The organism is Acinetobacter sp. RW6 (assembly GCF_041956835.1).
GTDB classification, from domain to species: Bacteria; Pseudomonadota; Gammaproteobacteria; order Pseudomonadales; family Moraxellaceae; genus Acinetobacter; species Acinetobacter calcoaceticus.
This window is the reverse complement of sequence record NZ_CP167121.1, coordinates 3,810,385-3,822,335: the sequence shown is the minus strand read 5'-3', so window position 1 is coordinate 3,822,335 and position 11,951 is coordinate 3,810,385. Positions and strand designations below refer to the sequence as shown.

Sequence of the window (11,951 nt, the reverse complement as noted above, 5' to 3'; positions counted from 1 at the left end):
TTATGATTGCGGAGTATCTTATTTTATAGATGCCAGTCAGATTAAAAAGCGCAAAATATGACACAATCCTTACATCCTGCCGCTCAAAAAGGCTTCAGCTCAGCTGCTGAACTGTATCAGCAAGTTAGGCCTAATTATCCCGCAGAAATAGTGAGTTGGCTGCAAAATTGCCTCCAAATACAGGAAAACTCTACTGTTATCGATCTTGGATCGGGTACTGGCAAATTCTTACCCTACTTAAAACAAACACATGCAGATATTATTGCAGTTGAGCCAATTGGCGAGATGTTACAGCAGCTTCAACACGTTTATCCTGATATCAAAACATTACAGGCTTTTAGCCATTCTATTCCTGTAGGAGATCATAAAATTGATGCCATTATTTGTGCGCAATCTTTTCATTGGTTTGACAACATAGATACCCTAACAGAAATGTATAGGATATTAAAACCACAAGGGCATTTAGGACTAGTTTGGAATCAACGCGATGAGCGTACGGATTGGGTCAAAGCTTTAGCTGATTTTCTACTTCCACTTGAAGGAGATACCCCCCGTTATCATAGTGAAAAGTGGAAACGTGTATTTGAACAGCAGGATTTGTTTGTATTTGATAGCCTACAAACGTTCACACAGTCACAACGTGGTAGCATCGAACAAGTGGTGAGCAAACGATTACTCTCGACAAGTTTTATTGCCGCAATGACTGAAAAAGATCAATTACAACTCAAAGCACAGTTCGAAAAAATTGTTTATGATTTTACAGGATTAGGTCCTCAAGATCAGATTGATTTTCCATATGTTACGTATGCATATCACTTTCAGAAAAGTACGTTACCCGTTAAATAATTAGTGAATAGGTTTGGTTGAAAGTTATGAAGAAGAAAACACCTCAAATCATATTAATGTCTTTGCTTTGCTCTAGCCTATTTCTTACTGCTTGTAAAAAAGCTGATGAGCCTGCTAAGACGGAACAACCTTCTGCCACCTCATCTACCGATCAGGTTTTAGAAAAACTGAATGAAAGACCTGTTAAGACGTTCCCTGCCACTGCTGATGATGCACACGATATTGCGCTACTAGAGGATTATGACCGCCGCTTTACAGAAATGAGCGACGAGATGGAAAATGAATTAGCAAAAATGCATGAAGCTGGAACCCTCACTAAAGAGTTTGAGCAACAACGTACTCTTGATAATGTGCGCTCTTCTCTTACCATGCTAAAAGATTTGGATTTAAAAACTGAACAAGGCCGTTATGTACAAGGCCTACTCTACCAATATTGGGAAAACCAAGAAAAACACTTGAGTGATAAGCAAGCCAATAAAGATGAGCAGATCAACGATCTTGCCGACTATTTACAAGCACAAAATCAATTAAAATATTGGAAAGCATCGCAACAGAAATAAGTACTACATTCCTTAATAAAAAGCCTTCATATTTATGGAGGCTTTTTAAATTATATATTTTGCTTTTCAACCCAATGAATAGATTGCACACGAAATAGTTCACAAGCACCATCACCTGTATCAGTTGGTGTAAGCGACGATTTCCAGACTAGGTTTTTATCTTTAATTTCGACAAGGTCACCTTTGAGATAGACCAGATCTCCACGCTTTACTTGTTTAATCTGTTGGGCGATTTGTGGGTTCGCAGGAATGATGTGCATATTAGACACCATCTGCATTGCTTGTTCAGCTGGAACAGGTAATTTAGGAATTTTCCAGTTTAGATAACGGTCATATTGTTTTACTGAAATATGACGTGCAATCTCAGGCTGAGCAAACAAACCCCAGCTTACTGCATAGTCAATAGGTGAAAACTTAGCTTGTTCATCATTTTGATAAACTTTTGAACCCAAGATCCTGAAATTCCCCTGAAAAGGCTGTAATACTGAAATAGACTGGTCTTTTTCAACAGGGTTCAAACCTTGGGCAATATTATATTCACTTGAGGTCGATGCAAATGCTGAACCCATACTAATAGCAGCCAGCAAGCCCATCATTAAACGTTGTTTTTTCATCGCTTTATACCTCGAATATTGCTAGATCAAATTAAATAGATCTTCAATTTATAGTAGTCGCAAGCCATGAAAAAAATATCGGAATTTAGTAACAATACAGATTAATTTCGTCTATTTTTGTGCACTCAAAATTAAAATTTAATCTTCAAAATCCACTCTTAAAGTTTCAAAACGGACGTTACCTTGTTGCACAGCTTGTGCAATTGCCTGTTGGCCTTTGGTTAGCCTTGCCCCACCGCTTTTTACATCAAGTAAAATAATATTAATGTCTTCTGCCGTTCCATCACCATCTCGAAAATCGGTGTATCCATCAAAAATAATATAATCCACCGGATCGCCCATGAATTTTGCATCGCTCGGTAGATACTGAAATTCTGGCAAAATGGGAGCAAATTGTTCTGCCATTTTCCCTTTCAACACCGCACGACTTGTATTCACGCTTCGCTTTTGTGCTTGAGTCAGAGCTTGTTGGTGTTCCAATTCAAGTTCAGCAATATATTGCTCATATTCAGCCTTAATTCGGCCATTGCGAGTATTTGATAAAATAATAGTAGTGATAATAATACCAATACCCGCTCCAATTAGCATGGCAAGCCATACAGACATAAACTTTCCTTAACAAGCACAAATCAACATTACAGATCTAATCATATCTAAAATAACGAAACAGCTTAAACTTTTGTCAAATGCGGTCATCTACTTCTCATAAAAAGATGCTAAGGTATAAAACATAAACAAAATGTGCTGCTGAAAATAATTGGATTTATGAAAACGATACTTATTGCAAATCAGAAGGGCGGATGCGGAAAAACCATGACGGCCATTACGTTGGCAACAGCATTGGCACAAAAAGGATATAAAGTAGCATTAGCAGATTCCGATAACCAAAAATCGGCTTTACAGTGGTTAAAACAGCGCCCTGATACCGTCGCAACGATTCAGAGCTTAGACTGGCGTCATGAAAAATCAATTGGTGATGCGCCTAAACATCTGGACTATTTAATTATTGATGCACCAGGTGCACTTTCAGGTGAACATGCTGAACAACTCATCAGCGAAGCTCATGCCATTATTACTCCACTTCAGCCTTCATTTTTTGATATAGACAGTACTCGTCGCTTTTTGAAGCATTTACAAGATATTAAACGTATTCGTAAAGGCAAAGTACAAATTTTACTTCTTGCTAATCGTGTAAAACCGAACAGTGCAAGCTCAAAAGATATTCAACAGTTTTTTGAAAAAATTGAACAAGAACCTGTTGCATGGATTTCTGAACGCAGTGCTTATGGTAGCTTAGCTATGCAGGGTTTAAGTGTTTTTGATAAACCACAAAAAAACTTTATTAGTATTCAAGATCAGTGGCAACCCGTTCTAAACAAGTTAGTTGAGGACAAAGCTGAGTGGTTTTAAGTGAATTTTAGCCTCTAAAAAGAGTTGTATAAGGTTCTTTACATTACGGCCTTAAAATTTGCCTCAGGTTATTTTTCAGTTAATATGACTTTATTCTACGTAGAAAATTAGAGAAATATTGTTCGTGCATCCATACGCTCCTAATTTACAGCGCGTTTTATTGTTTGGGCTGTTTTTTATTTTGATTTTTTTAGGATTTAATATCCTGAAATACTTTATTGTTCCTGTTCTTTGGGCTGCCATCATTGCTTATATGACTTGGCCTATTTATTTAAGAATTCAGCGTTTTTTTGGAGAAACCCGTAATACTTTAAATGCAACACTAATGATTAGTCTGGTCATTTTGGTTGTTGGCATACCGTTTACATGCGCTATTTTTATTTTGCAGCATGAAGGCCGAAACTTATATTTTGACTTACAACGTCAGGTTTTTTCGGGTCATTTAAGCGTTCCTGATTTTATTCGCGATCTTCCTTTTGTTGGAAAAGAAATTTCTCGCACACTCAATGAGTTAAATAACGATCCTAATAGTACCATTCAGAACATTGCAGCTTGGGTACAAAGCCATTTAAGTTATGGCCGTGTGCTGCTCGGTGAAATTAGTAAAAATATTGTCAAACTTGGCTTTGCCGTATTTAGCCTCTTTTTCTTCTACCGTGATGGACAACTGATTTTGTCTCAGGTGAGCAAAGCTTTAGAAATGGTCATAGGCCTTCGTGTTCACCATTATCTTGATACGATTTCTGAAACGACTCGTGCCGTAGTCTATGGTGTAGGTTTAACTGCAATTGCTCAAGCCGTTTTAGCTGGATTAAGTTATTTTGTAGCGGGTGTACCAAACCCAATGGTACTCACCATTGCTACTTTCTTATTGGCTCTCATCCCATTTGGTACTCCAATCTCCTATTTAGGCGTCGGCTTATGGTTGTTCTCTCAGGGACAAACTATGGAAGCAATTGGTGTAATTGTATGGGGTGTGGTGATTGTTAGTAGCTCAGATAATGTGATTCGCCCGCTTGTTATTTCCGGTGCCACTAAAATTCCATTCCTATTAATTATGTTTGGTGTGTTAGGTGGTATTGCGAGTTTCGGTTTGGTGGGATTATTTATTGGACCTGTAATTTTAGCTATTTTACTGGCGATTTGGCGTGAATGGTTACATGAAACTATTGAACCTGAACCTATGCCTAAAACGTCCATGATTTATGATTCTGATAATGAATCTTCCAATCATAAAGAGTGACATATTTATTTAATTTAAAAATGTTTCAAGATACAAAGTGACTATTTAAATTAACTTGTAGGCTAAGCCTTCCTTTGTTTGAATCTAATAATCAGACATATATATTTATAAGGGCATCCAACCATGCAGACTTTTAATAAAATTGGCGCAGTCTTTGCGCTTACAGCTTTTTTTGCAGTCGGCTGTAGTTCAGTCACAAAAACTGTATCCGACACGGCTCACTCATTAACCACAATGCATACGAAGAAAGTGGTTGATGTAAATGAAGTTACCGCAAATGGTATTGGTAAAAAAATAGGTACCATTAGCTTTCAAGATAGCGACAAAGGTTTAATTATTACCCCTGCTTTAGCTGACTTACCTAGCGGTACTCGTGGTTTCCATATTCACGAAAATGCCTCTTGTGCCCCTGCTGAGAAAGATGGAAAACCTGGTGCTGCTTTAGCTGCTGGCAGTCACTATAACCCGAATCAAGCTCCTCATCATGGTACGCCAACGACTGGCCATTTAGGCGATTTACCTGCTTTAGTGGTCGATAATACTGGTGTTGCAACCACGGCTGTGATCGCACCTCGATTGAAATTTGCTGATATTCAAGGTCGAGCGATCATGATTCATGCGGGTGGCGACAATTACTCAGACTCACCTCTGCCTCTCGGCGGTGGCGGAGCACGAATTGCATGTGGCGTAATTAAATAATTTATCTGTTTATTAAATTGTGGGTATCTAAAAAGATATCCACAATTTTGTTAATTTATTGACCACTATAACTTGGTTTAAGCCTAATAAAATCTTAAAAAGTGACTGACTTTTGTAGATAAAAAGAATAATATTTTTGAAGTAATAAAAATTTAAAGTTACATACTGCTTTCTCACGTATTCTCTAATTTAGAACAAAAGCCGTGAATTATTTGACCCAGATATTTAATAGTTTTAAGACAAACTCGATTTTAATTTATTGTCTGCAAATTCTGATTGTACTCACAGGCACAACTTTAGGTTTGCTTTCGCTAGGCTATAACGAGCTGATTGTTCCTGTGACTTTAGGAGCAATTGCAGCAGCGTTAACCGACTTTGATGACCGTTTAAGTATTCGATTACGCAACTTAGTCTATGTCTGCCTGCTATTTTTTACAGTCAGTAGCATTCTTGGATTTCTCGCTCCCTACAAAATTTTTTTTATTCTCTATCTCTCAATTTCTAGCGCTTTTTTCATTTTATTAGGTGCCTTAGGGCAACGTTATGCCACGATTTCGTTTGGCACTATTTTGCTTTCCATTTATAGCATGTTTGGTTTAGGAGAATATGCTCATTGGTATCAGCAGCCTACCTACTTTGTTTATGGAGCTTTGTGGTACGGTTTCACCTCTATTTTATTTTTTATTATTAAACCTACACTTCCCTTACAAGATAAACTCTCACAAATTTTTAAAGAAATTTCTGTTCTACTGCAAGCCAAAGCACGTTTGTTTGATCCCGACAATAAAGAGAATGTAGAACAGCTCTTATATGAACTGTCCTTACAAAATACACAAGTTGCTCAAAGTCTGAATCAAATACGCAGTTCTCTACTCACTCGGCTAAAGGCTTCACGGGTGAGTAATAAAAGTATCTATTGGCTAAACCTGTATTTTTTTGCACGAGACATTCACGAACAAGCAACCTCTAATTACTTACATTACGAACATATTCAACAGAACTTTAGCCGTAGTGATCTTATTTTCCGTTTCCAAAAAAATCTGCGCCTACAAGCACAAGCTTGTCAGGACTTAGCCCAATGTATTTTATATAATCGACCATCTCAGCCTTCGCAAGAAAGCCAGACAGGATTAAATCACTTAGAGAGTTCTTTAAAGGACTGGATACAACAACATCCACAAAATTTTGAAGTTAAAAATTTAAAACTCATTTTTGATAATTTAAAAGGAATGCATGAACAGTTTGAACAACTGCAATATGCACAGCCCTTCCCTGAAAATAATACCCAAACAAGACAAGAACACTTAAATTTACTTGATGATGATATTCAAGGGTTTTCAGATCTGACCTTGAAACTTCGGCAACAGCTTACCCCTCAATCTGCATTGTTCAGACATGCGATAAGAATTGCCGTCGTTTTCGCCGCGGGCTATGCCATTTCATTATTACCCTTTGCTCAGCATGGGTACTGGATTTTACTGACCAGTTTATTTGTTTGTCAGATTACCTATTTTGCGACTAAAAGCCGCCTTAAGCTTCGAACAATTGGAACATTAATCGGTGTTTTATTAGGAATACCAATCTTATATTTTGTACCGAGTATTGAAGGCCAGCTCATCATTACGATTATTTGTGGAGTATGCTTTTTTTACTTACGGCAAAAGAAATATGCCTTGGCCACGCTTATGGCTACCCTCATGGTGCTATTAATTTTTAATTTAAAGGGTGCAGGCTACAGCATTATTTTACCTCGTCTAATAGATACGCTATTAGGCTGTTTTATTGCATGGCTTGCTGTAAGTTTTATATGGCCTGATTGGAATTTTCGTAATATTCCTAACAATATTAAGAAAAGTAGTAAAGCGACACTCGACTATTTCAATGTGATTGTGGAGCAATACCAATATGGCAAAAATCAAGACATAGAGTACCGTCGAATTCGTCGTGCTGCCCATAATGCTCAAATTGAGCTATCGAACATGATCTCAAGCTTAAGTGCCGAGCCCAATCCTAATCCAGAGCTCATTCATTATGCTTTTCGTTATTTGGTTTATAGTCACAGTCAACTCAGCTATGTGGCAGCGTTAGGCAGTCAACGACAAAAAATTGAAGAAGAACAAGTTTTACAATTATTACTGCGTTGCCAGCAAATTCTTAGTCAAAGCGTACTTGGGCAGTCACTACCCGACAACACACACATTGAGCAAACATTGCAAGAAATTCGAGGACTAACCACTCATGAACAACTTTCCGAGAAATATACATTAGTCTTGAAACAAATCAGTTTATTATTAGAAACATTACCAGAATTGCTGATGCTTAAAGACAAACTTTTAGAGCAAGAAATTAAATAGCTATAACACTTTATTGAGGATAAAAATGTACTTTCCAAAGATATATAAATTTCTTTCTGCCACTTTTTTATTGCTAAGTAGCACTTCATATGCATTTGAAATAAATGATTTAAAAAAGATTATAGAGTGTCAATCAGATCAAGAAACTTATACCAATTTTGCTTCTGAATATGATGAAAATTTATCAGCACTTGGTTTTAAAAAAGTTGATGATCCTGAGCAACCGTTCATCTATTTATATAAAACAGCTCAGCCTATTCAATTATTTGGTATTAAAACTCATGAAATTGCTTTAGCGGGTCAAGGCATTGTAGCCGTTTTCCGAAATGCAAATGTTAATCAACTTTCGAAAAAATTTGATATACCTCAACATCCAGACTTTAAAACATTACCTTTTTTTAGAGGTGTTCGCACCGTCAAGACCGAACCTGCAACAGCAGATTCTTTTACTGTTTATCATAATCTTAACTTATCAGAAATGACTGGAAAAAGTCCGATGACATTATTAGGTTGTACCTATGAAACAGACCGCGAAGAAATGGAAAAAATGTTAAAAGAATAGTTAAAAAAATACCGGAATATAAATTCCGGTATTTTTAATTTAATCATTTCCTTGGAGCTTTCTTTCTTGCATTTCTTGCTTTAAAACATTTCGTGGCTGGGTAAACCAGAGCGCAATAAATGTAAAGGCAGATAATGCAAAGGCCCACAAATGAAATTGAGTATAGAGATAACGTACCAACTCAATCATGGCAAAGAAACTCATCATCAGTAGCATCGAAACGGCTGCCGCAACAGTTCCTTTTGATACTTCAGATGACATCAGTGCAAAACGGTATAGGACTGAAAAGCTAATTCCTTCACCAAAGCAGATGAGTGTCATGCCTGTAAGCAAACAAGGAATTAAATAGGTTTGCCACACTACACCTAATATTAAAATGAGTGTGCCAATCAGCATGATAGGTAAACCGATCATGACCGTTTTACCTAAAGACAGGCGATCAATAATTTTAATTAAAACAATATTCCCGATAATTAGACCCAGAAATACCGGAAATTGAGCTAAACCATATTGCACACTCGTTAGCTTCAATTCATCTACCAAAATAATTGGAGATAAGGCAATCCAGAGCATTAAAGGCATACCGACCAAAGGCAAAGCAAGGCTTAAACCTAAAAAGCGGTGATTACTAAATACCTTTTTAAAATCATCGAAAAGATAGCTAAAAGGTTGCTTGGTAACACTGACCTGCTGATTTGGCATTTGTTTTTTTAAACCTACCCAACTGAGTAATGCCAATATAGCGATGGCTACAAAGCCCCAGTGCCAAGACACATAATCAATTAAGAAAGCACCGAGTACGGGTCCCAACAAAGGTGCAAGCAATGAAATATTTGCCATGAGTGCCATGACTTTAATTGCATCACGTTCAGCAAAACTTTCTTGAATAGCAGCATAACCTACTGCTGAAATTACACTTAAACCAATACCTTGTAAAAAGCGTAACGTCAGAAAGTGTTCCATTTGTCGGGTTAATAAAATTAAAAAACAGCATAAGGCGAAAAATAAGACACCAGCCAAAAGTACTTTTTTACGCCCAAGACGATCTGACAAAGGCCCAAGTAACCATGCAACCGAGGCACCGCCTAATAGGTAAAATGACATTGAAGACGGTGCCCAAGTTGCGCTTACACCAAAATCTTCAGTGATTGCCAACATTGCTGGCTGAATCAGGTCATTACCAATATAAACCGCAAATTCAAATAGCACTAAGGCCAAAGGAAACATCAACGTTGTACGGTTCAACGTTGTCATTTGAATATTTTTCATGAGTTGTACACTTCAAAATAGCGGCCATATGTCTCTACAACTACATATAAAATAGGATGTAGTCATGATGATGACAGTATGGTCAATCAATCTTTAATTAAGTTTTTATATGCCGTGAGAGTGCATGTTTAGAATGTGAAACACCGTATTCACAGGGTGTCTAAGAATAGAAAAATTATATGACGTGAGATTTGATAATTTTTACCAGTTGGCATAATTACCGAGCGCAACAATAGCATTTTTTGAATTGCTCAGCAATCGGACAATTATAAGAAGTTTAAATCTTATTTTTTACCCACAGCCATACTTTTTTTATTGTGAATAACCTTAAAGTTATCCACATCTATAATAAAAATTAACCATTAAGGACAAGGATTAACTTGGAAATCTGGGGTTTCCTGCCCTTTCGTACATTGATAAGTTTGCTTTTTATTCACAATTTTCCAGACTTGCTGGTCTCGCTTTAATAAATATTCCGTACGAACTTTTGTTATCGCATCTTCGCTAGGATCTGTCTGTAAAATAGTAACTTGAGCATTAGAGGGATCATCGGCAGCATTCATTTGCTGTGAAATGTCCAAATTACTTGCATCATTTAGAAGATCTGGTTGATCAAGTAATACTGCTTGAATCGGGCTATCAGCAAGTTGAGCAGAAGAATTTTTAGCTGGAGCACAAGCTGTTAGCACTGCCAAGCTAAAAACAATCAGCAAACCCATTTTTTTCATATGTAATCTCTTAGCTCTACTCAAACTTAATGCTAAAGCTCACCAACAAGTTTTTCCGTAGCACTTTGTAAAATAAGATTAAAGTTATTGATATTATTCATCTAAATTTATTTCACAATTCGAATTCCTATTTAATTGTTGATTTTTAATCAAGAATATTTTTCCAATTCATGCATTTTTCTATAAGAGTAAATTCCGTAGAGTAGATTTCAAATTTAGGAATTTAATTAGAGTAACTCCCATGAGTAAGATTTTAGTCATTAACGGCGCCAAACAATTTGCACATTCAAATGGTGAATTAAATGACACATTAACCACACTGGCAACCTCACATCTCACCGAACTCGGCCACGAAGTTCAAGTGACCCGTGCCGATAGCAACTACGATGCAGAAAATGAAGTTGAAAAATTCTTATGGGCTGACGTGGTGATCTATCAAATGCCAGGTTGGTGGATGGGTGCTCCATGGACTGTAAAAAAATATATTGATGATGTATTTACTGTGGGTCACGGTTCACTTTACGCAAACGATGGCCGTAGCCGCTCTGATGCCGCAAAAAAATACGGTTCAGGCGGTTTAATTCATGACAAAAAATATATGCTTTCATTGACTTGGAATGCCCCGATGGAAGCATTTGATGATGCAGATCAGTTTTTCCATGGCGTAGGTGTTGATGGTGTTTATTTACCTTTTCATAAAGCAAATCAGTTTTTAGGAATGAGCACTCTTCCAACTTTTATTGTCAATGATGTGATTAAAATGCCTGACGTTGATAGTTATGTTGAAGAATATAAAACCCACTTAAATTCTGTATTTGCAGCAGCCTAATAAGGAAAAATCCATGCTTACTATTATTGCGGAAATTCGTACTAAATCGGGTGGACAGCATCGCCAAAATGTATTGGATGCCTTTCAAAAAATCATTCCTACTGTTTTAGCGGAAGATGGTTGCCATGGCTATGAGCCTTTGATTGATCACATATCAAATGCCAGTTTCCAAACCAAAGAGCCTGACACGATTGTGATGTTAGAAAAATGGGCAAGCGTTGCCCATCTTGAAGCACATTTGGCTACACCTCATATGCAAGCCCATCATGCAGCAGTTAAAGATGATGTAATTGATGTCAAAATTAAAATTTTAGAAAGTGGCGTATAATTTAGCCCATAAAAAAAGACGATATATTTATCGTCTTTTTTTTGCTTAAGAACAAAGTTGTGTTTGGAACCCTCTAGAGCCTTTCCCTCTAGCACATTGATAACTCTTTTGCTTATTTTGCAATTGCCACTTTTCATCAACCAATTTAAATGCATATTCTGTTCGAATTGCAGAAACAGAGTCGTCCATTAAACCTGTTTGAATGACTGTAATACGGGAAACAGTTGGGGATTCCACACGGTTAAACACTTGCTGAACTGAGGTATTATTGTGCTCTTTTACAATCTCAGGTTGAGCTTTAAGTACTTGTTGCATTGGGGTTTCTGAACCTACAAAAGGTATGAATTTACTGGTTGTCGCACACCCAGTGAAAAGTCCAGCACAGAGAACTGAAATTAAAAATAAACGTTGCATTTTTATCACCAAAAAACAAAAGGCATAGCTTTATGATGCTATGCCTTTGACGGTTACTCTGTAGAAACTATGTAGTTCTAAAGATGACTAATCAC

Annotated in this window: 14 protein-coding genes; 9 read left to right on the top strand and 5 right to left on the bottom strand. The window is 37.0% G+C overall.

Features of this window, described 5'->3' with window-relative positions; all coding sequences use genetic code 11:
• Window positions 1-57: 57 nt before the first annotated feature.
• Together ACB088_RS18095 and ACB088_RS18090 are read left to right on the top strand one after the other, a co-directional pair.
• Entirely contained in the window at window positions 58-846 is a 789-nt protein-coding gene (locus tag ACB088_RS18095) for a class I SAM-dependent methyltransferase (RefSeq protein ID WP_375037628.1), read from the top strand.
• Between the two features lie 26 nt (window positions 847-872).
• Window positions 873-1,406, top strand: coding sequence for a hypothetical protein (locus ACB088_RS18090; RefSeq protein ID WP_375037627.1), 534 nt, complete (start codon window positions 873-875; stop codon window positions 1,404-1,406).
• Between the two features lie 50 nt (window positions 1,407-1,456).
• Here ACB088_RS18090 and ACB088_RS18085 read toward each other — a convergent pair whose 3' ends face one another.
• Together ACB088_RS18085 and ACB088_RS18080 are read right to left on the bottom strand one after the other, a co-directional pair.
• Window positions 1,457-2,020, bottom strand: a complete 564-nt coding sequence (locus ACB088_RS18085; protein ID WP_133747439.1) for a hypothetical protein — start codon at window positions 2,018-2,020, stop codon at window positions 1,457-1,459.
• A gap of 138 nt (window positions 2,021-2,158) precedes the next feature.
• The gene (locus ACB088_RS18080; protein WP_004639641.1) at window positions 2,159-2,626 is read right to left on the bottom strand and encodes a Holliday junction resolvase-like protein; all 468 of its coding nucleotides are present in this window, start codon (window positions 2,624-2,626) and stop codon (window positions 2,159-2,161) included.
• A 159-nt stretch (window positions 2,627-2,785) separates the two neighbouring features.
• Between ACB088_RS18080 and ACB088_RS18075 the strand changes: the two genes are divergently transcribed.
• From ACB088_RS18075 to ACB088_RS18055, 5 genes are all read left to right on the top strand, one after another.
• Entirely contained in the window at window positions 2,786-3,430 is a 645-nt protein-coding gene (locus ACB088_RS18075) for a ParA family protein (protein WP_017390979.1), read from the top strand.
• Between the two features lie 124 nt (window positions 3,431-3,554).
• The gene (locus tag ACB088_RS18070; RefSeq protein ID WP_092709756.1) at window positions 3,555-4,673 is read left to right on the top strand and encodes an AI-2E family transporter; all 1,119 of its coding nucleotides are present in this window, start codon (window positions 3,555-3,557) and stop codon (window positions 4,671-4,673) included.
• A gap of 123 nt (window positions 4,674-4,796) precedes the next feature.
• Complete coding sequence (gene sodC / locus ACB088_RS18065) at window positions 4,797-5,372, top strand: superoxide dismutase family protein (RefSeq protein ID WP_045433290.1); 576 nt, start codon at window positions 4,797-4,799, stop codon at window positions 5,370-5,372.
• A 203-nt stretch (window positions 5,373-5,575) separates the two neighbouring features.
• Window positions 5,576-7,726, top strand: coding sequence for a YccS family putative transporter (yccS, locus tag ACB088_RS18060; protein WP_375037626.1), 2,151 nt, complete (start codon window positions 5,576-5,578; stop codon window positions 7,724-7,726).
• Between the two features lie 25 nt (window positions 7,727-7,751).
• On the top strand, window positions 7,752-8,288 hold the full coding sequence (locus ACB088_RS18055; protein ID WP_198078145.1) for a hypothetical protein: 537 nt from the start codon (window positions 7,752-7,754) through the stop codon (window positions 8,286-8,288).
• A gap of 39 nt (window positions 8,289-8,327) precedes the next feature.
• Here ACB088_RS18055 and ACB088_RS18050 read toward each other — a convergent pair whose 3' ends face one another.
• Window positions 8,328-9,557 (bottom strand): MFS transporter, encoded by a 1,230-nt coding sequence (locus ACB088_RS18050; protein WP_375037625.1) that lies wholly within the window; start codon window positions 9,555-9,557, stop codon window positions 8,328-8,330.
• Window positions 9,558-9,919: 362 nt separating this feature from the next.
• On the bottom strand, window positions 9,920-10,285 hold the full coding sequence (locus tag ACB088_RS18045) for a hypothetical protein (RefSeq protein ID WP_133747433.1): 366 nt from the start codon (window positions 10,283-10,285) through the stop codon (window positions 9,920-9,922).
• A 241-nt stretch (window positions 10,286-10,526) separates the two neighbouring features.
• Between ACB088_RS18045 and ACB088_RS18040 the strand changes: the two genes are divergently transcribed.
• Both ACB088_RS18040 and ACB088_RS18035 read left to right on the top strand, forming a co-directional pair.
• Entirely contained in the window at window positions 10,527-11,114 is a 588-nt protein-coding gene (locus ACB088_RS18040; protein WP_005038353.1) for an NAD(P)H-dependent oxidoreductase, read from the top strand.
• 13 nt (window positions 11,115-11,127) lie between these two features.
• A complete protein-coding gene (locus ACB088_RS18035; RefSeq protein WP_004639655.1) occupies window positions 11,128-11,442 on the top strand; it encodes a putative quinol monooxygenase in 315 nt (104 codons plus the stop codon).
• A gap of 45 nt (window positions 11,443-11,487) precedes the next feature.
• On the opposite strand, the gene ACB088_RS18030 is transcribed toward ACB088_RS18035, so the two are convergent.
• Window positions 11,488-11,856, bottom strand: a complete 369-nt coding sequence (locus ACB088_RS18030; RefSeq protein WP_375037624.1) for a hypothetical protein — start codon at window positions 11,854-11,856, stop codon at window positions 11,488-11,490.
• Window positions 11,857-11,951 lie beyond the last annotated feature (95 nt).